Origin of the sequence: Curtobacterium sp. MCPF17_050 (assembly GCF_003224435.2) — a bacterium.
Taxonomy (GTDB): Bacteria; Actinomycetota; Actinomycetes; order Actinomycetales; family Microbacteriaceae; genus Curtobacterium.
Window position 1 is genome coordinate 2592794 of record NZ_CP126250.1, and the last position, 19357, is coordinate 2612150.

Here is a 19357-nt window from a genome sequence, read left to right on the forward strand (position 1 = left end):
GATGCCGCGCATCCGCTTCACCCTCCTCCGGGACGCCCGACGGCGCGCGCCCCTCCCCTTCCATCCTTCGAGAAGGAGGCTGTCATGACGGCAGAACAGACCGCGCCCGCTCCCACAGGAGCGACGCCGACGACCGCGGGCACCACCCCGGCCCGCACCGACCACCGCTGGATCGCCCTGGCGGTCATCGCGCTCGCCCAGCTCATGGTCGTCCTCGACGCCACCATCGTGAACATCGCCCTGCCCTCCGCGCAGGAGGACCTCGGGTTCGCCACCGACCAGCGCCAGTGGATCGTCACGGCGTACTCGCTCGCGTTCGGCTCACTGCTCCTGCTCGGTGGTCGTCTCGGCGACCTGTTCGGCCGGAAGAACACGTTCATCATCGGCCTGGTCGGGTTCGCCGTCGCCTCCGTGCTCGGCGGGCTCGCGGACTCGTTCGGGCTGCTCGTCGCCGCTCGCGCGCTGCAGGGCGTCTTCGGTGCGCTGCTCGCCCCGTCCGCCCTCGGCATGCTGACCACCACCTTCCGCGACCCGAAGGAGCGCGGGCGCGCGTTCGGCATCTTCGGGTCGATCGCCGGGTCCGGCGCCGCCATCGGCCTGCTGCTCGGTGGCGTCCTGACCGAGTACGCGTCGTGGCGCTGGTGCCTCTACGTCAACGTGGTCTTCGCGGTCCTCGGCGTGATCGGCGCACTCGTCTTCATGGCGAAGCCGCCGAAGGTCGAGCGTCCGCGCATCGACGTCGCCGGCGTCATCACCATCACCGCCGGTCTCGTCGGGGTCGTCTACGGCTTCTCGAACGCCGAGACGAACGGCTGGGACGCCCCGCTCACGATCGGCATGCTGGTCGGCGGCGTGCTGCTCATCGCCGCGTTCGTCGTCATCGAGACCCGGGTCGCGCACCCGCTGCTGCCGCTCCGTGTCGTGCTCGACCGCGACCGCGGTGGTTCGTTCGTCGCGATCGGCCTCGTCGCGATCGGCATGTTCGGCATCTTCCTGTTCCTGACCTACTACCTCGAGCAGACCCTCGGGTTCTCGGCACTGCAGACCGGCCTGGCGTTCCTGCCGATGCCGCTGTCGATCATGATCTCCGCCACGCAGATCGGCGGTCGCCTGCTCCCCCGCGTCGGCCCGAAGGTGCTCATCTTCGCCGGGGCACTCGTCGCCGCGACGGGGCTCCTGCTGCTCCTCCGCACCGACCTCGACAGCTCCTACGCGGGCACCGTCCTGCCGGCACTCGTCGTCATCGGCCTCGGGATGGGGACGATCTTCTCGTCGGCCATGAACACCGCCACGACCGGGGTCGCCCGGTCGGACGCCGGCGTCGCGTCGGCCACGGTGAACACCATGCAGCAGATCGGTGGCTCGATCGGCACCGCGCTGCTGTCGACGATCTTCGCGAACGTGGTGGAGAGCAGCCTGTCCGGGCTGACCGCGGCTCCGACGGCGCTCCAGCAGGCGCAGGCCACGCTCGACGGCTACCACGCCGCCTTCGCGATCTCGGCCGGGGTGCTCGTGGTCGTGGCGATCGCCAGCGGACTGCTCATCAACCGCCAGTCCGTCCGTGTCGCCCGTCTCGAGCGGGCCGGGGCCGGTACGACCGGCAGCATCCCGACGGCTGCGCACTGAGCGACGGAGCCGCTGCGTCGCACGACACCACGGGACGGACACGGCACCGCGCGACCGCGCGGTGCCGTGTCCGTCCCGTGCTGCGTCGTCCCGTCCGTGCCGGATCGCGCGGCACAAGTCGCCCCGTTGCTCACACCCTGTCGCGGGTCAGGGGTCTGGTTTACCGTGTGGGCATGGCCCCCGTCCTGACCTCGCCGCTCGTCTCGACGCAGTGGCTCGCCGACCACCTCGGTGCGGACGACCTGCTCGTGCTCGACGCGTCGGTGCACACGGACGGCCGCGGCCTGGACATGTCGTGGCACTCGGCGCGCGACGCCCACGAGCGCCACGGCCACGTACCGGGTGCCGTCTACGCCGACCTCGTCGACGAGTTCTCCTCGCCCGACACGGGACTCCCCTTCACCCGTCCCGGAGCCGAGCGGTTCGAGGAGGCAGCCCGCGCGCTCGGCGTGAGCCGCGCCTCCACGGTCGTGGTCTACGACGACGGCATCGGCGAGTGGTCAGCACGGCTCTGGTGGATCTTCCGCTCCTTCGGCTTCCGGACGGTCGCCGTGCTCGACGGCGGGTTCGCGAAGTGGCGCGACGAGGGCCGGCCGGTCCGCGTCGGCGCACTCTCGCGGACCCCACGGCGTGCCGCGGACGACGACGCCTTCGTCGCGGGCGAGGAACTCCCGCTGTGGGCCGACCGGTCGCGCGTGCTCCGCGCCGTGGACGGGTCGGAGCCGGCGGCCCTCGTCCTCGCCGCGGACCCCGAGGACCTCGGTGACGACCACCCGCCCCTCGTCCCGGGCACCACGACCATCCGTGTGCGGGACCTCCTCGGCGAGTCGAACGCGTTCCTCCGTCGGTCGGAACTCGAACAGGCGCTCGCACCGGTCCTGACGGCGGACGAGGTCGTGACGTACTGCGGGGTCGGGAGCGCGTCGTGCGTGGACGCCCTGGCCCTGACGATGCTCGGGCACGAGAAGGTCCGCGTGTACGACGGGTCGCTGGCCGAGTGGTGGCGGGAGCCGATCGCCTCCTGACCGGAGCGGTCGACACCGCCGAGCCGACGTGGCCCGGGGGCTAGCGTTGGCGCCATGAGCAGCAGACGCGCGGTGGTCCTCGGCGGGACCGGTGGCATCGGGTCCCAGGTCGCCCGCGAACTCCTCGACCTCTCGGGTCGGGGTGGGGACGACTGGTCCGTCGAGATCGTCTCGCGGCACGGCGGTCCCGTCGCCGACGACCTCGTCGCCGCCGGTGCGCTGGCCCGCCCCGGCGACCGACGGGACACCGCGCTGCTGCGGGACCTGCTGCGGCCGGGGGCGGACCTGCTCGTCGACACCGTCGGCGTGACCCGGGACGACGCCCTGCAGCTCGCGCCGTTCCTGGACGACGTCGGCTCGACCGTGTTCGTGTCGTCGAAGGCCGTCTACGTCGACGAACAGGGGCGGCACGCCAACTCGGTCGACAAGCCCGTGTTCGGCGGCGCGGTCACGGAACTCCAGCCGACGATCGCGCCGGGCGACGGCGACCCGACCTCCCGCGACGGGTACGCCGCGGCGAAGGTCGCGGCCGAGCAGGTGCTGCTCGACCACGGCGCACCGGTCACCGTCCTCCGCCCGTCCAGGGTGTACGGCATCGGGATCGGACGACCGCGCGAGTGGTTCGTGGTGCGGCGGGTCCTCGACGGACGGGAGCGGATCCTGCTCGCCGACCAGGGGCGCAGCGTCGACCACACGACGGCCGCGTCCGGCATCGGCTCGCTCGTCCGGCTGGTCGCGGAGGCCCCGGACCGCCGGATCCTCAACGTCGCGGACGAGACCGCCCCGACCGCGCTCGAGATCGTCCGCACGGTCGCCGGACACCTCGGGCACACGTTCGACGAGGTCCTGCTCGGCGAGGACGCACCGGCGTTCGTCGGACTCACGCCGTGGTCCACCCCGTCCCCGTCCGTGCTCGACACGACCGCGGCCCGGGCGCTCGGATGGGTCCCGCCACGGTTCGCGGAGGCGGTCCGGTCGGAGGTCGACTGGCTCGTCGAGACCGCCCACCGGACCCCCGCGGACGGCGACGTCCCGTGGGCCGACGACCCGTTCTGGGACCGGATGTTCGACTACGGGCCGGAGGACGCGGCGCTCGCGCTGCTGTCGTTGGGGCTCGGCTGAGCGGTGGTCGAGCAACTGCGGCGTCCGGAGGTGCTCCTCGTCGGCGGCCGATCCGGGGTCGGCAAGTCGACCGTGGCAGCGGCTCTCCACGAACTGCTCGCCGCAGCCGAGGTCCGGCACGTGGTGATCGAGGGCGACACCCTCGACCTCGCCTGGCCGGCGCCGCACCTGGAGCACCCGGAGGCTCGGCTCGCCGAGCGGAACCTCGCAGCCGTCTGGGCCAACGCTCGGGCTCTCGGTCACCACCGCCTGGTCTTCACCAACTCCGTCTCGGTCCTCGAGGCGCCCCGGTTGGCTGCGGCGATCGGTGACGACCCGATCGTCACCGCCGTCTTGCTCCGCGCCGCCGACGACGTGGTCCGGGACCGGCTGGCCCGTCGCGCCGGCGGCTCAGCCCCACCGGCGGACGTCCGGCGCAGTTCCGCGACGGCCCGGAGGCTCGACTCGGCGGTCACGGACCACGTCGAGCGGGTGGACACCGACGGGTCCGCACCGGTCGAGATCGCCCGACGGCTCGGGCTACTCACCGGCTGGCTCGGCTGACGTGCGTGCAGCTGTGGACGGCGGCTCGCCCTCCGCAGGACGGCCTGGAGGCCCGCCCACACAGGCCGGGCGGGGCACGCTGGGTGCATGAACGACAACCGGCTCGGATCCGCGGTCAGCCCGTACCTCCGCCAGCACGCCACCAACCCGGTGGACTGGCGGGAGTGGGGAGCCGAGGCGTTCGCCGAGGCGCGCGAGCGGGGCGTCCCCGTCCTGGTGTCGATCGGGTACGCCACCTGCCACTGGTGCCACGTCATGGCCCGGGAGAGCTTCTCCGACCCGGAGGTCGGCGAGCTGCTGCGGCGGGACTTCGTCGCGGTCAAGGTCGACCGTGAGGAACGCCCGGACGTCGACGCGAGCGCGATGGCCGCCGCGAGCGCCTTCACCGAGCAGCTGGGCTGGCCGCTGACGGTCTTCATGACGCCGGATGCGCAGGTCTTCTACGCCGGCACCTACTACCCGCCGCAGCCGGTCGGGCAGCACCCGTCGTTCCGCCAGGTCACGGCCGCGGTGCTCGACGCATGGCGGGACCGTCGGCAGGAGGTGGACGCGAACGCGTCGGCCATCGCGCGGGCGATCCGGCAGGGTGCGGAAGCGGACGCGGCCTCCGCGCAGGCGGGGCACACCGACGGAGCCGGCTCGGGCCTCCCGTCCGTCGACGCGATCCGCGGGGTCGTGACCGACCTCGAGCGAGCGGAGGACGCCGAGTACGGCGGCTTCGGGGGCGCACCGAAGTTCCCGAACGCGCCGCTGTTGGAGTTCCTCGGTGATGCCGCAGCCGACGGGGTCGAGCCGGCCGGCGGTCTCCTCCGCCGCGCGCTGGGCGCCATCGCCGGGTCGGAGCTGACCGACGCGGACGGCGGTGTCTTCCGGTACGCCACCCGCCGCGACTGGTCCGTCCCGCACTACGAGCGGATGCTCTACGACAACGCCGGGCTGCTCGCCGTCGCCGACCCCGCTCGTGCCCGCGGCATCGCCGACTTCCTGCGCGACACGCTCCGGCGGCCGGACGGCGCGTTCGTCGCCGCCCAGGACAGCGAGTCGACGATCGACGGTCGACGGGTGGAGGGCGAGTGGTACCGCCTGCCCCTCGACGAACGCACCCGGCTCGAGCCACCACCGCTCGACGACCAGGTCCTGACCGGGTGGAACGGCCTGGCGGTCCGAGGATTGGTGTCAGCCGGAGCACGAAGCGGGGACGACGAGATGATCGACCTCGCTCGTGCCGCGGCGGACGCGGTCATCGCCGCACACCTCCGGGACGGGCACGTCACCGTCCGCTCGAGCTCGGGTGCCGGTACGTCGGCGGCGGCGCCGACCCTGGAGGACCTCGGGCTGTTCGCCGAGGGGCTCCTCGAACTCGCGCTCGCGACGGGCGAGCTGCGTTACGCAACGATCGCCAGGACGCTCGTCGACGACGGCCTGTCCGGTGCACTCGAGGTCGACCCGGTCCTCGCCGCGGCCGGGACGGCGACCGGCGAGCAGCCGCAGACCGCTCTCCGGTCGGGGACCGTCGCGCTCGCGAGCGCGGCTGCGGTCCTCGCCGCACTGACCGGGGACGACGATCGGCGGACCGCTGCGGCACGGCTCATCGCCGACCGCGCGCGGACCGGAGTGGATCGCCCGCTCGGGCACGCCGACGCCCTCGGACTCGCGCTCGCCCTGCAGCGTCCCTCGCGCGAGGTCGTCCTCGTCGCCGACGACCGGTCGGTGCCCGAGGTGACAGCGATGCTGCGCGCCCTCCGGTCCACACGTCGGCCCGGGACGATCACCGCGGTGCTGACGCGAGCGCAGGCGGCCGAGTGGGCGGAAGCCGGGTTCACGCTCATGGAGGGACGGGACACCGCGGACGGCGTGACCTACGTCTGCCACGACCGCGTCTGCGCCCTGCCGGCACGCACCGCCGACGAGCTCGCGGCGCAACTCGTCTGATGGTGGACCCGCCCGGGCGGTATCCTGGAATGCTCATGTCGAATCCCCCCGTCATCACGTACCCGCCGGAACTGCCCGTCTCGCAGCGGCGCGACGACATCGCCGCTGCGATCCGCGACAACCAGGTCGTCATCGTGGCCGGGGCGACGGGTTCGGGCAAGACGACGCAGCTGCCGAAGATCTGCCTGGAACTCGGACGCGAGAACATCGGCCACACGCAGCCCCGCCGCATCGCCGCGCGCACGATCGCCGAGCGGGTGGCCGACGAGCTCGGCGGAGAGCTGGGCGACCTGGTCGGGTACCAGGTCCGCTTCACCGACAAGGTGAGCGCGAACACCCGCATCAAGCTGATGACCGACGGCATCCTGCTCAACGAGATCCACTTCGACCGGGACCTCGAGCGGTACGACACGATCATCATCGACGAGGCGCACGAGCGGTCCCTCACCATCGATTTCCTGCTCGGGTACCTCAAGCGACTCCTCCCCCGTCGGCCCGACCTCAAGCTCATCATCACGAGTGCCACGATCGACCCGGAGTCGTTCTCGCAGCACTTCGGCGGCGCCCCGATCGTCGAGGTGTCCGGGCGCACCTACCCGGTGGAGATCCGCTACCGGCCGCTCGTCGCCGACGAGGACGCCGCTGGCGACGACGAGGACGAGGACGAGTTCGACGAGCGTCCTGCCGGCACCCGACCGGCGACGTCGAAGGGCGGCGCCACGGGCCGCACCGGGAGCCCGACGGCCGGCGATGACCGGGACCCGCTGCAGGGCATCACGGACGCGCTGGACGAACTCGCCCGCGAGGACCCGGGCGACGTCCTCGTGTTCCTGTCCGGCGAGAACGAGATCCGCGACGCCCAGGACGCCATCGACGGCAAGCACTACCCGGGAACCGAGGTCCTGCCGCTGTACGGGCGGTTGTCCGCAGCCGACCAGCACCGGGTGTTCCAGCGCTCGACGACGCCGGGCGTCCGCCGTCGGGTGGTGCTCGCGACGAACGTCGCCGAGACCTCCCTGACGGTCCCCGGCATCAAGTACGTCATCGACACCGGGACGGCCCGCATCTCGCGGTACTCCCCCCGCGCCAAGGTGCAGCGACTTCCGATCGAGGCGATCTCGCAGGCGTCCGCGAACCAGCGCTCCGGTCGAGCCGGCCGCACGAGCGCGGGCATCGCGATCCGCCTGTACTCGGAGGACGACTTCGACCGTCGTCCCGAGTACACCGACCCGGAGATCCTCCGGACGAACCTGGCCGCCGTCATCCTGCAGATGATCTCCCTCGGCTTCGGTGACATCGAGTCGTTCCCGTTCCTGCAGCCGCCGGACTCGCGCGGCGTGAAGGACGGCCTCGACCTGCTGCGGGAACTCCGCGCCGTCGACACGGCCGGCGCCATCACGAAGACGGGCAAGCAGCTGACGCGGCTGCCGATCGACCCCCGCCTGGGTCGGATGGTGCTCGAGGCGAGCCGGCAGGGCGTCGGCCGGGAGGTCATCGCCATCGTCTCGGCCCTGAGCATCCAGGACCCGCGTGAGCGTCCACTCGAGAAGCGCGCGCAGGCCGACCAGCTGCACGCGCGCTTCGCCGACCCCACCAGCGATTTCCTGACCCTGCTCGGCCTCTGGAACCACCTGGAGGAGAAGCAGGAGGAACTGTCCTCGAGCGCGTTCCGCCGGATGTGCAAGGCGGAGTTCCTCAACCACCTCCGCATCCGCGAGTGGCAGGACCTGTACCGCCAGCTCTCGCGGGCGGCGAAGCAGGTCGGGATCCACGTCGGCAAGGAGCGCAAGGACGACCCCGACTCGGTCCACCGCGCGTTGCTCGCCGGGCTCCTCAGCCAGATCGGCCTGCGCGACCGTGAGAAGCGCGACTACCTCGGTTCGCGGAACACCCGCTTCGTGGTGTTCCCGGGCAGCGTGCTCGCGAAGAAGCAGCCGGACGCGGTGATGGCCGCCGAACTCGTCGAGACCAGCCGTCTGTTCGCCCGGACCGTCGCACGCATCGACCCAGCGTGGGTGGAGCCCCTGGCGGGTGACCTGCTCAAGCGCACCTACGGCGAACCGCACTGGGAGAAGAAGCAGGGCGCGGTCGTCGCGTTCGAGCGCGTCACGCTGTTCGGTGTGCCGATCGTCCAGCGACGCCGGGTGCAGTACAACCGGATCGACCCGGTGCACTCGCGGGAGCTGTTCATCCGGCACGCCCTGGTCGAGGGTGAATGGGACTCGCAGCAGGCGTTCGACCGCGCGAACCGGAAGCTCCGGCGTGAACTCGAACAGCTCGAAGAGCGGACCCGACGGCGGGACATCCTGCTCGACGACGAGACGGTCGTCGAGTTCTACGATGCCCGCATCCCCGCCGAGGTCGCCACGACCCGCGACTTCGAAGGCTGGTGGCGCAGGACGCGCCGCGACCAGCCCGACCTCCTCACGATGCGCCGCGAGGACCTCCTCGACGAGTCCGCCGCATCCGCCGCTGAGGACGACGCCGAGTACCCGACCCAGTGGCGGAGCGGCGACCAGCGCCTTGCCGTCCGCTACCGCTTCGAGCCCGGCGCCGAAGACGACGGCGTCAGCGTCCAGGTGCCGCTCGCCGTCCTGCCGCGCATGCGGGAAGAGGGCTTCGACTGGCAGGTCCGCGGGCTCCGGAAGGAACTCGTCACCGCGCTCATCAAGGCGCTGCCGAAGCAGATCCGCAAGAACGTCGTCCCGGCCGCGGACTGGGCGGAGAAGATCGTCGCCGAACTGCCGGACGACGCCCCGACGACGCCGACCGAGAGCTTCCGCGCGACCCTGGCGAAGACGATCCAGCGGCTCGTGCACGTGCCCGTCTCCGAGTCCGACTTCGACATGTCGCGGGTGCCCGCGCACCTGTTGCCGACGTACGCGGTCGTCGACGAACGCGGACGCCGGGTCGAGGCCGGCAAGGACCTCGCCGCCCTGCAGACCAAGCTCAAGGACCGCACGAAGCAGAGCGTCGCCGCCGCCACGCAGCGGCAGGGCCGGCCGGGAGGCTCGTCCCGGGTCGCGGACGCCGGCTCGGGCCGCCGCATCGAACGGTCCGGCCTGACCGCTTGGCCGGACGAGGACCTGCCCGAGGTGCTCGACACGAAGCAGGCCGGTGGGGTCATCCGCGCCTACCCGGCACTCGTCGAGGAGGGCAGCGGGCCGAAGGCAACCGTCGGCGTGCAGCTCCTCGCGACGCCGGGAGACCGCGCCGTCCAGATGCCCGCGGGGGTGCGGCGACTCGTCATGCTCGCGGTGCCGTCCCCCGTCTCCTACATCCAGGAGCACCTCACCGCGCAGGAGAAGCTCGCCCTCGCCGCGAGTCCCTACCCGTCCACGTCGGCGCTGTTCGACGACGTCCTGGCCGCCGTGGTCGACGCCGGGATCCGCCGGACCCACCCGGACGGTCTCGTCTTCACCCGGGCAGCGTTCGAGCAGGTCCGGGATGCGGTCTCCGCGACGGTCGTCGACACGATGTTCACCGCCGTGTCCGAGGTCGCGGCCGTCCTGACGGCGCAGCGGAACGCCGAGCGGGCGCTGAAGCAGGCGACGAACATGGCGCTGCTGCCGGCGCTGTCGGACATGCGCCAGCAGATGGAACGGCTGGTCTTCGCCGGCTTCGTCTCGGTCGCCGGACTCGACCGACTGCGGCGCATCCGTGTGTACCTGCAGGGCATCGAGGCCCGGGTGACCAAGCTCCTGCAGAACCCCGGCCGGGACGCCGGGTGGATGCGCGAGGTCACCGGCGCGACCGATCGCTACGTCGAGGCCGGGGGCGCGTTCCCACCGGTCGTGGGGTCGCACCCGGAGCTCGTGCACGCCCGGTGGATGCTCGAGGAGTTCCGCCTCAGCCTGTTCGCGCAGGAGCTCGGCACCGCCGAGACCGTCTCCCTGCAGCGGATCACGAAGGCCCTCACCGCGGCCTCACGCTGACCGGAGGACGGCTCCTGCCCACGAGGACTACGGTGACCGCCATGATCGGCTCACTCGACGTCGTCGTCCTCGACTGCCCGGACCCCGCGGCCCTCGCCCGCTTCTACGCCGAGCTCCTTGGGGGGCGTCATCGAGGAGGCCGAGACGCTCACTCCGGACGACGAGTGGGTGGAGGTCACCCTGCCGTTCGCCGGGCACCGCCCCCTGCTCGCCTTCCAACGGGTCGACGACTACCGAGCGCCGGTGTGGCCCGGGCAGGACGTGCCGCAGCAGATCCACCTGGACGTCAAGGTCGACGACCTCGACGCGGGCGAGCGAGCCGTGCTGACGATCGGAGCGGCCGCGACCGGCGAGGGGACGGACACGTTCCGCGTCTACCTCGACCCGGCCGGGCACCCGTTCTGCCTGGTCCGACCGCAGGACTGACCGCGAGCCGTCAGCCGACCTGCTCGGAGCCCGTACCGGTGCCTGCATCGGCATCGGCATCGACATCGGCCGCGTCGGCGTCGGCGGCGGGTTCGACCGCGAGCCCCTCGACGACCTCGACCCGGGGCAACGCGGCGAGCACCGCACCGGGCAGGAACAGCTTCGCCCCGCGCACGCCCGCACCGATGACGACCTCGGGCGCCTCGAGCACCCGTGCGTCGACGTACACGGACCAGTCGGCGGGCAGCCCGATCGGGGTGATCCCGCCGTACTCCATGCCGGTGCGCTCCACGGCGTCCTCCATCGGCGCGAAGCTGACCTTCCGGGCGCCGAGCAACCCCTTCACGGTGCGGTTCACGTCGAGCTTCGTGGAGGCGAGCACGACGCAGGCCGCGTACGTCACGGTGTCACCCCGCTTGCCCGCGACGACGATGCAGTTCGCGCCGCCCGCGACCGGGAAGCCGTACGCCTCGGAGAACGCCGCGGTGTCGGCGAGCTCGGGGTCGATCGGCGCGGCCTCGATGCGTTGCAGCACCTCGAACGGCAGGGCGACCAGGGCCTCCGCGACCGGGATGGCGATCGAGCCGGTGGCGAGCAGGACGGGCATGCGGTTCAGCGTGGGCATCCCCCCACCCTAGGGACGGGAACCACCGCGACGGGTCAGGAGTCGACCCGTCCGCAGCGGACAGCCCGTGCGGACGCCCGGGGACGCACGGGCACCCGCGCCCGGTAGCCTCGCGACATGGGGGAGGAACCACGAGTCCATCGGCCGGACCGGTGGCGTGTGCTGCGCGACGTCCTCATCGCGGTGCCGCCCGGCATCGAGACCGTCGTCGTCATCGTCGGGCTCGTGGCGTCGATCGATGCGCCGTACGAGAGCGAACGAGCCTGGGCACCGTGGGCGTGGCCGGCGCGGGCCACGCTGTGCACCTTCCCGCTCGCCCTCGTCGCGGTGGCCGTCGCGGTCGGTCTCCGTCGGGTCCCCGGTCGGACCGCTGCGATCTGGCTCGCGGCCGCCTCCGCGGCGCTCGGGGTCCTCCCGTTCGTCGTCGCGGTCCAGATCGCCCTGCGCGCGGTCTGACGACCGGCGCCCGGTCCCCGCGCAGACCCCGCGACACCCCCACGCCGACGCCCACAGCTGGACACCCAGCCCGAGGGCGATGGAGCCCGCCGTCAGCCCGCCGGTCGCCATCGGCAGCGCTGCTTCCGCGCCACCCAGGGCGGGCGGCCGGCGGGCGCTCCGCGCTGAGCGACACCGTTCGCAGACCGTAGCCCGAGGGCCGTCGCCAGGCGCGGATCGTGCAGGGGACACGACGGACGGGAGGCCCGCGACCGACTGGTCACGGGCCTCCCGTCCGACGCACCGCGCTCCCCGCGGCGGGCGTCTCCGGCTGGTTCCCCGTCAGCCGACGACCTCCCAGGTGACCAATCGCGCGTCGCGGGTGGTCACCTCGTGGACGGGCCCCTCGACCGCGATCCGCGCTCGCGGAGTCGCCGTGCCGGCCACCGCCGGCGCCGCGGTCGCTCGCTCGTTGACGATCGCGCCGCCGGTCGACGCGTCGACGTCCGCGACGGAAGCAGAGGCCGCCGCGTGCGACCCGACCCACACCTCGACGTCACCGGGCTCGACGATCCGGACCATGCGCCGGTCGGTGAACGCCAGACGCGTGGTGGGCACCGTGAACGCGAGCCGGACGGTCTCCCCCGCGTCGAGGTCGACACGTGCGTAGCCGAGCAGCTGCACGACGGGCCGGGTGACCGAGCCGTGGACGTCGTGCCCGAAGAGCTGCACGACGTGCCCACCCGCGATCGAGCTGGCGTTCGTGACGGTGACGCTCGCGGTGAAGGTGCCCCCGGCCTGCACCGAGCCGTCGACGACCAGGTCCGAGTACGCGAAGGACGCGTAGGACAGGCCGAAGCCGAACGGCCGGACCGGCGTGGAGTCGGTCGCGGTGACGTCCGACGGACCACCGAGCACCGGGTGCAGGTACGAGTACGGCTGCGCCCCCGCGGACCGGGGCAGCGAGACCGGCAGGCGACCGGAGGGGTTCACCCGCCCGGTGACGACGTCGGCGATCGCGAGTCCGCCGCCCTCGCCGGGGAAGAACGCCTGCAGCACCGCCGCCGGACGGGGCTGGTCCCAGTCGAGCGCCCAGCTGATCGCGTACGGGCGGCCGGTGAGGAGCACCAGGACGACCGGCGTGCCGGTGGCGACCACGGCCTCCACCAGGTCGCGCTGCACGCCGGGCAGGTCGAGCGACTCGGAGTCGTTGCCCTCGCCGACGGTGCCGCGCCCGAAGAGGCCGGCCTGATCGCCGACGACGACGACGGCGAGCTCGGCGTCGGCAGCGGCGGAGACGGCAGCGGCGATGCCGGTCCGGTCCTCCCCCTCGACCGTGCAGCCCTCGACGACACGGACCGATGCGCCGGCGAGCGCGTCGGTCAGTGCCTCGGCCACGGTCGGGATGGAGAACCCGAGCGGCAGCCCGGGGTGCGCGGCCAGGACGTGGTTCGCGAACGAGTAGCAGCCCTGCAGGGCCTCGGCCCGGTCGGCGTTCGGGCCGATGACCGCGACGGAGCGCGGTGTCCGCCGGACCGGGAGCACGCCGTCGTTGGCGAGCAGCACGACGGATTCCTCGGCGAGCCGTCGGGCGAGGGCCTGGTGCCGCGGCGAGTCGAGGTCGACCCCGGTGGGCGGCTCGTCCTCGTACGCGTCTGCGTCGAGCAGGCCGAGCGCCTCCTTCTGCGCGAGCGCACGGAGGACGGCACGGTCGACGAACGCCTCGTCGAACTGCCCGGACCGCACCCGGTCGACGAGCGGCTGCAGGTACGCGTCACCGGTGGGCAGCTCGACGTCGATGCCGGCCTCGAGGGCGAGCGCTGCCGCTTCCCCACGGTCGGCGGCGACGGCGTGCATGACCTCGAGGAAGGCGACAGCGAAGTAGTCCGCGACGACGGTGCCGTCGAAGCCGAGCTGCTCACGGAGCACCCCGGTCAGGTACTCGGGGCTGGCCGCCATCGGGACACCGTCGGTCTCGGTGTACGAGTTCATGACCGAACGGGCGTTCCCGTCGAGCAGTGCCATCTCGAACGGCGGCAGGAACACGTCGCGGATCTCCCGCGGCCCGGCGGACACCGGTCCGTGGTTCCGTCCACCCCGCGATGACGAGTAGCCGAGGAAGTGCTTCAGCGTGGCGTGCACGCCGGCGTCCTGCAGTCCGCGGACGTAGGCGGTGCCGACGGTCCCGACGAGGTACGGGTCCTCGGCGATGCACTCGTCCACCCGGCCCCAGCGGGGGTCCCGGATGACGTCGAGCACCGGGGCGAGGCCCTGGTGGATGCCGAGTTCGCGCATCGAGTCGCCGATGGCGCGGCCGACCTGCTCGACGAGCTCCGGGTCGAACGACGCACCCCACGCGAGCGGGGTCGGGAAGGTCGCGGCCTTCCACGCGGCGAGCCCGGTGAGGCACTCCTCGTGCACGAGCGCGGGGATGCCGAGGCGGGTCTCCCGCTTCAGGCGCCGCTGCTCCTGCCAGAGCCACGCGGCTCGCTCCTCGGCGTCGACCGGTCGGGTCCCGTAGACGCGGGTGTAGTGCCCGATGCCGTCTCGGGTGACCTCCGGCAGGGTCGCCTGGGCGTCCTGCGCGGCCGCCATCTCGCCCTGCATGGGGGCGACGACGCCGTTCTGGTCGAGCCAGTAGCCGACGATCTGCGCCGCCTTCTCCTCGAGGGTCATCCGGGCGAGCAGGTCGCGGACGCGGTCGCTCACCTCGGGGACGGCCGGGAGGCCCGGGGTCGGGTACGCCAGGTCGGTCCGAGCCGCGCCGACGGCGCGGTCCCCCGACGTGTGCCGGGGCTGGTTCGTGATCGTCATCCCTTGACCGCCCCGGTGAGCCCGCCGACGATCCGACGCTGGAAGATCGTGAAGAACACGAGGGCGGGGATCATCGACATGGACGTGAACGCGAGCACCTTGGCGGTGTCGACCGAGTACTGCGACGAGAACGCCTGCACACCGAGCGGCAGGGTGTAGCTGCCCTCGTTGTTGAGGATGAACAGCGGCAGGATGTAGCTGTTCCAGCTGGCGATGAACGCCAGGATGCCGACCGTCACGACACCGGGCAGGGACAGCGGCACGATCATCCGGAAGAAGAAGCCGAGGCGGCTGGCGCCGTCGATGGACGCGGCCTCCTCGAGCTCGTCGGGGATGGCCCGGAGGAACGGCACCAGGATGATGACCGTCGTCGGCAGGGCGAAGGCGATCTGCGGCAGGATCACGCCGGCCAGGCTGTTCGTGAGACCGAGGTCCTTGATGAGCAGGTACAGCGGCGTGATCGCGACGGTGATCGGGAACATCAGGCCGGCGGCGAACAGGGCGTAGAGCGCGCCGCGGCCGGCGAACCGGTAGCGGGCGAGCACGTAGCTCACCATCAGGCCGAGCACGACGACACCGGCGGTGGTGGCGACGGCGCTGATCGTCGAGTTGCCGAGCTCACGCCAGAAGATCGAGCTGCTCAGCACCGAGCCGTAGTTGCCGAGTTCGAACGGCGCCGGCAGACCCGCCGGGCTCGTGGTGATCTGCGAGTTCGTCCGGAACCCGCCCAGCACGATGTACAGCACCGGGGCGAGGTTGGCGGCGACGAACAGGATCGCCACGACGTAGGTGAGCGGGTTGGCGCGACCGATGGCCGCGCTCGACCGACGCTCCCGCGTCGCCCGTCGCCCGGGGGCGACGATGCTCGTGGTGGCCATCACTTCTTCCTCTCGGTGATCGCGCCCGCGGTGTCCCGGCGGAGCACGAAGTGCTGGTAGATCAGCGCGACGGCCAGGGAGATGACGAACATCACGACGGCGACCGCGCTGCCGAAGCCGAAGTTCCCGGAGTTGCGCCCGTTGCCGACCATGTACGTGGCCATCGTCGAGGTGCCGGCGGTCGAGGCGATGTACTGCCCCCAGATGATGTAGACGAGGTCGAACAGCTGGAGCGAGCCGATGATGGACAGGAACGCCCAGATGCGGATCGTCGGACCGAGCAGCGGCAGGGTGATGCGACGCTGGATCTGCCAGTAGCCGGCACCGTCGATCGCGGCCGCCTCGAACAGCTCCTCGGGAATGCTCTGCAGACCGGCGAGGAACAGGATCACCGCGAAGCCGATGTACTTCCACGAGATGATCACGAGCAGCGTCCAGATGGCGATGTCCGGGTTGGACAGCCAGTCCGCCCGCAGGCCGCCGAGGCCGATCGTCTGCAGCATGTCGTTGACGGCACCGTTGGACTGCAGGAGCAGGCTCCACCCGGTGCCGACGATGACCTCGGAGATGACGTACGGCACGAAGACGAGCACGCGGACGAGTCCGCGGCCGTGCATCTTCTGGTTGAGCAGCAGTGCGAGCACGATGGCGATCGGCCCCTGCAGCACCAGGGAGAGCACGACGATGAAGCCGTTGTGCATGAGGACCGAGTGGAAGGCCTGGTCCTGGAAGATGATGAGGTAGTTCTGCAACCCGACGAAGTCGGTGGGCGGGCCGTAGCCCTGCCACTTGAAGAACCCGTAGTACGCCGCCATGGCGACGGGCAGGATGACGAACGTCACGAAGACGATCACGGCGGGACCGGCGAGGACGGCGATCTCCGCGCGCTGCCGCCAGTCCGCGAGCCGCTTGGCGGGCCGACGCCCGGCGGGGCGCGGTGCGCTGGACGCACCGCTCCCCGCCGGCGTGGACCCCGCGGCGCCGTCCGACCCGGTGGCCGGGGTCGTGCCGAGCGAGGTGTTGAGGGTCATGGTCAGCCCTTGGCCGCAGCCTGGTTGGTGGTGGTGACGATGTCCTTCGCGGTCCCCTTGCCGGCGAGGACGTCCACGACGCTGGTGTTCAGCGCGTTGCCGACGTTCTGGCCGTACAGGGTGTCGAGGTACTGCGAGACGAACGGGGCTTCCTTGTAGGCGGCCAGGGCCGACTTCAGGTACGGCTCCGACACGACGGACTGTGCGTCCTGGTTGACGGGGATCGCCTGGAAGGCCTTGTAGTAGCCCTCCTGGTTGTCCTTCTGCACGATGAAGTTGAGGAAGTCGGTGCACGCCTTCTTCGGGGCCTGCGCGGTGCAGGAGTAGCCGTCGACGCCACCCATCATCGACTTCGGGTCACCCTTGCCACCCTCGACCGTGGGGAACGGGAACCAGCCGAGGTCGGGCAGCGGCTTGGCGTCCGGGGTGAGCGAGGAGATCACGCCCGGGTCCCACGCGCCCATGAGTTCCATGGCCGCCTTGTGGTTGGCGAGCAGACCCGCGGAGCTCCCCGCGCCCTGCTGGGCGGCGGTGGTCAGGAAGCCCTTGTTGAACGGCTTCGTGTCGTTGAAGTCCTCGAGCTGCTTGCCGGCTTCGGTCCAGCACTTGTCGTCGAACTTCAACGACTCGGCGGCACCGGTCAGGGTCTTCTCGCTGCAGGCGCGGAGGGCGAAGTTGTAGTACCAGTGCGCGGCCGGCCAGGCGTCCTTCGCACCGACGGCGACGGGGTCGACACCCGAGTCCTTGAGCTTGGCGATGTCCTCGTTGAGCTCGTCCATCGTGGTGGGGGTGCCCTCGATGCCGGCCTTCTCGAAGAGGTCCTGGCTGTACCAGATGCCCTCGGGGAGCACGGCGACGGGCATCGCGTAGGTGCCGTCCTTCGCGTCGTAGCCCGAGAAGGTCCCGGCGCTGATCGACTTCTTCGCGTCGGCGCTGATCGAGTCCTTGATGTCGAGCAGCTGCCCGGCGTTGATCATCGCGTTGAGCTTGCCGCCACCGCGCTGCAGGAACACGTCGGGGCCGTCGCCGGAGTTGAGCGCGGTCTGGAGCTTGCCGTCCAGGTCCTCGTTCTGGATCGCCTGGATCTTGACCGTCACGTTCGGGTTCTTCGCCTCGAACGCCTTGACGGTGTCCTCCCAGTAGGCCTTGCCGGGGCCGGTGGTGGAGTTGTGCCAGAAGGTCATCGTGACCTTGCCGTCGCCGTCGTCGGCGGCTCCGCCGCTCGAGCAGCCCGTGGCGAGCAGTGCGGTGCCGGCTGCGATGGCGATGGCCGCCGCGAACCTGTTCTTCCTCGTCATTGTGGAGTCCCTCGGTAGTCGTCGTTGACATGCGACCGCGAGGCCGCAGGGAGAGCATGCATGGCCGTCCGAGCCGCTGTCAATCGATTTCGATAACGATTTCTGTCCGGTGCGCGGCGTGGACCGCCGATGTCGCGCTCCATGCCACGGACTCGGTCGTGGCGTGCCGGACGGAGCCCGTGGACGAGTACGGTGTCGACGTGGATGCCATCGCCCGTCCTGCTCCCCTCCCGGGGCGGACCACCATCAGCGATGTCGCGCGAGCCGCCGGCGTCTCGGTGCCGACCGTCTCGAAGGTCATCAACGGGCGCGACGGTGTCGCCGCCGCCACCTCGCAGCGGGTGCTCGCCGTGATCGAGTCACTCGGGTACGAGAGCTCCCTCGTCGCCCGGAGCCTCCGGCGCAGCCGCACCGACGTCATCGGCATCCTCGTCACGGAGTTCGAGCCGTTCTCCACCGAGCTCCTCAAGGGCATCTCGTCGGCCGCCGACGGGACCGGCTACGAACTGCTCGCCTACGCCGGACTCGTCAGCGGGGAGGCCCGGCCCGGCTGGGAGCGCCGGTCGCTCTCCCGCCTCGCCGGCACCCTGATCGACGGCGCGATCGTCGTCACGCCGACCACGCTCATGGCGAGCACGCCGATCCCGGTCGTCTCGATCGACCCGCACACCGGACCCGAGGGCCACGCGGCCATCGACTCGGACAACATCGGCGGGGCCCGAGCGGCGACCGAGCACCTCATCGGCCTCGGACACCGCCGGATCGCACACATCCGGGGTCGAGCGGACCTGGCGTCGGCCGAACTCCGCGAGATCGGCTACCGGCAGTCGCTCGAGGCCGCGGGCATCCCGTTCGACCCCGACCTGGTGTGCGTCGGCGACTACCAGACCACGGTCAGCGCCGAGGTCGCCCGCGAGCTCCTCTCCCGCCCGGACCGTCCGACCGCGGTCTTCGCGGCGAACGACAGCTCGGCGATCGGGGTGCTCCAGGTCGCGGGCGAACTCGGACTCCGGGTGCCGCAGGACCTCTCGGTGGTGGGCTTCGACGACGTGCCGCAGGCCGCGAACGCCGCTCCCCCGCTGACGACCGTCGCCCAGCCGCTGCACGACCTCGGCGCCGAGGCCCTCCGGATGCTCCTCGAGCTCCTCGGCGGGCGGGACGTCCCCGCGCACGTGCAGCTGCCGGCGTCGCTCGTGGTGCGCGCGAGCACCGCGCCACCGCCCGGCGCGTGAGACGGCACTCGGCGCGCGGGACGCCGCCGAGTGTGTGAGACCCCGGGCGCGGCCCCGGGCACGGAGGACGCCGCCGGACGCGGAAGACGCCCCCGGGCACGGAGGACGCCGCCGTATCCCGCGGTGTCTCGCCTGGTCGGCGGCGTCGTCGGCAGACGGGGGCGTCTCGCCCCCGCCCCGCGCGCTGGACAGGAGGCTCGGTGCCCGACTGAGCCGCGCCTCCCGTCCAGTGTCCTGACGCGCGAGACGCCGGCGTCCGTGCACGACGCCGCCCCACCCGCGAGACGCCGCCGCTTCCGGCGGTGTCCCGCCTGGCCAGGGGCGTCTCGCGTCGACAGCGGCGTCACACCTGGTCGGCGGCGCCGCCGGCAGACGGGGGCGTCCCGCGGACGGGCGACGACGTCGCACACACCCCTCGAGTCCGCGAGCCGGACC

General features: G+C 72.0%; 14 protein-coding genes and 1 pseudogene. 10 read left to right on the plus strand and 5 right to left on the minus strand.

All coding sequences use genetic code 11. The features are described from left to right. The first annotated feature begins 84 nt into the window (after window positions 1-84). The 8 genes and pseudogenes from DEJ34_RS12345 (at window position 85) to DEJ34_RS12375 (ending at window position 10609) form a co-directional block, all read left to right on the plus strand. Complete coding sequence (locus DEJ34_RS12345) at window positions 85-1626, plus strand: MFS transporter (protein ID WP_110910964.1); 1542 nt, start codon at window positions 85-87, stop codon at window positions 1624-1626. Between the two features lie 173 nt (window positions 1627-1799). Then, complete coding sequence (locus DEJ34_RS12350; protein WP_110901268.1) at window positions 1800-2651, plus strand: sulfurtransferase; 852 nt, start codon at window positions 1800-1802, stop codon at window positions 2649-2651. Window positions 2652-2705: 54 nt separating this feature from the next. Then, entirely contained in the window at window positions 2706-3773 is a 1068-nt protein-coding gene (locus DEJ34_RS12355) for an NAD-dependent epimerase/dehydratase family protein (protein ID WP_110910965.1), read from the plus strand. 3 nt (window positions 3774-3776) lie between these two features. Beyond that, window positions 3777-4316 carry an AAA family ATPase gene (locus DEJ34_RS12360; protein WP_258368261.1) on the plus strand — a complete coding sequence of 180 codons (540 nt, stop codon included), beginning with the start codon at window positions 3777-3779 and terminating at the stop codon, window positions 4314-4316. An 87-nt stretch (window positions 4317-4403) separates the two neighbouring features. After that, window positions 4404-6248: a thioredoxin domain-containing protein gene (locus tag DEJ34_RS12365; protein ID WP_110910966.1), complete on the plus strand. Its 1845-nt coding sequence runs from the start codon at window positions 4404-4406 to the stop codon at window positions 6246-6248. Window positions 6249-6283: 35 nt separating this feature from the next. After that, window positions 6284-10183: an ATP-dependent RNA helicase HrpA gene (gene hrpA, locus DEJ34_RS12370; RefSeq protein ID WP_110911044.1), complete on the plus strand. Its 3900-nt coding sequence runs from the start codon at window positions 6284-6286 to the stop codon at window positions 10181-10183. Between the two features lie 41 nt (window positions 10184-10224). Beyond that, a pseudogene (locus DEJ34_RS15680) lies at window positions 10225-10287 on the plus strand (VOC family protein); the annotation flags it as partial. A gap of 13 nt (window positions 10288-10300) precedes the next feature. After that, complete coding sequence (locus DEJ34_RS12375) at window positions 10301-10609, plus strand: VOC family protein (RefSeq protein ID WP_349775002.1); 309 nt, start codon at window positions 10301-10303, stop codon at window positions 10607-10609. 10 nt (window positions 10610-10619) lie between these two features. Here the strand turns inward: DEJ34_RS12375 and DEJ34_RS12380 are convergent, their stop codons facing one another. Continuing rightward, window positions 10620-11234, minus strand: a complete 615-nt coding sequence (locus DEJ34_RS12380; RefSeq protein ID WP_110825962.1) for a YbaK/EbsC family protein — start codon at window positions 11232-11234, stop codon at window positions 10620-10622. Window positions 11235-11351: 117 nt separating this feature from the next. On the opposite strand from DEJ34_RS12380, the gene DEJ34_RS12385 reads away from it, so the two are divergent. Then, window positions 11352-11690, plus strand: coding sequence for a hypothetical protein (locus tag DEJ34_RS12385; RefSeq protein WP_146234137.1), 339 nt, complete (start codon window positions 11352-11354; stop codon window positions 11688-11690). A gap of 321 nt (window positions 11691-12011) precedes the next feature. Here the strand turns inward: DEJ34_RS12385 and DEJ34_RS12390 are convergent, their stop codons facing one another. From DEJ34_RS12390 to DEJ34_RS12405, 4 genes are read right to left on the minus strand one after another with little or no spacing between them, the layout of a single operon-like run. After that, complete coding sequence (locus DEJ34_RS12390; protein WP_110910967.1) at window positions 12012-14483, minus strand: beta-xylosidase/alpha-l-arabinosidase; 2472 nt, start codon at window positions 14481-14483, stop codon at window positions 12012-12014. Further along, a complete protein-coding gene (locus tag DEJ34_RS12395) occupies window positions 14480-15361 on the minus strand; it encodes a carbohydrate ABC transporter permease (protein WP_110825959.1) in 882 nt (293 codons plus the stop codon). The genes DEJ34_RS12390 and DEJ34_RS12395 overlap by 4 nt, the downstream gene beginning before the upstream one ends. Continuing rightward, a complete protein-coding gene (locus DEJ34_RS12400; RefSeq protein WP_110825958.1) occupies window positions 15361-16392 on the minus strand; it encodes a carbohydrate ABC transporter permease in 1032 nt (343 codons plus the stop codon). Before DEJ34_RS12400 ends, DEJ34_RS12395 begins: the two co-directional genes overlap by 1 nt. A gap of 2 nt (window positions 16393-16394) precedes the next feature. Then, window positions 16395-17690 carry an ABC transporter substrate-binding protein gene (locus DEJ34_RS12405; RefSeq protein WP_110910968.1) on the minus strand — a complete coding sequence of 432 codons (1296 nt, stop codon included), beginning with the start codon at window positions 17688-17690 and terminating at the stop codon, window positions 16395-16397. A 200-nt stretch (window positions 17691-17890) separates the two neighbouring features. On the opposite strand from DEJ34_RS12405, the gene DEJ34_RS12410 reads away from it, so the two are divergent. Beyond that, the gene (locus DEJ34_RS12410; RefSeq protein WP_258367569.1) at window positions 17891-18922 is read left to right on the plus strand and encodes a LacI family DNA-binding transcriptional regulator; all 1032 of its coding nucleotides are present in this window, start codon (window positions 17891-17893) and stop codon (window positions 18920-18922) included. Window positions 18923-19357: the final 435 nt, after the last annotated feature.

Bases quoted from the DNA above. Each gene is read 5' to 3' on its own strand.
- DEJ34_RS12345 (WP_110910964.1), top strand. From the start codon at position 85: ATGACGGCAGAACAGACCGCGCCCGCTCCCACAGGAGCGACGCCGACG.
- DEJ34_RS12350 (WP_110901268.1), top strand. From the start codon at position 1,800: ATGGCCCCCGTCCTGACCTCGCCGCTCGTCTCGACGCAGTGGCTCGCC.
- DEJ34_RS12355 (WP_110910965.1), top strand. From the start codon at position 2,706: ATGAGCAGCAGACGCGCGGTGGTCCTCGGCGGGACCGGTGGCATCGGG.
- DEJ34_RS12365 (WP_110910966.1), top strand. From the start codon at position 4,404: ATGAACGACAACCGGCTCGGATCCGCGGTCAGCCCGTACCTCCGCCAG.
- hrpA (WP_110911044.1), top strand. From the start codon at position 6,284: ATGTCGAATCCCCCCGTCATCACGTACCCGCCGGAACTGCCCGTCTCG.
- DEJ34_RS12380 (WP_110825962.1), bottom strand. From the start codon at position 11,234: ATGCCCACGCTGAACCGCATGCCCGTCCTGCTCGCCACCGGCTCGATC.
- DEJ34_RS12385 (WP_146234137.1), top strand. From the start codon at position 11,352: ATGGGGGAGGAACCACGAGTCCATCGGCCGGACCGGTGGCGTGTGCTG.
- DEJ34_RS12390 (WP_110910967.1), bottom strand. From the start codon at position 14,483: ATGACGATCACGAACCAGCCCCGGCACACGTCGGGGGACCGCGCCGTC.
- DEJ34_RS12395 (WP_110825959.1), bottom strand. From the start codon at position 15,361: ATGGCCACCACGAGCATCGTCGCCCCCGGGCGACGGGCGACGCGGGAG.
- DEJ34_RS12400 (WP_110825958.1), bottom strand. From the start codon at position 16,392: ATGACCCTCAACACCTCGCTCGGCACGACCCCGGCCACCGGGTCGGAC.
- DEJ34_RS12405 (WP_110910968.1), bottom strand. From the start codon at position 17,690: ATGACGAGGAAGAACAGGTTCGCGGCGGCCATCGCCATCGCAGCCGGC.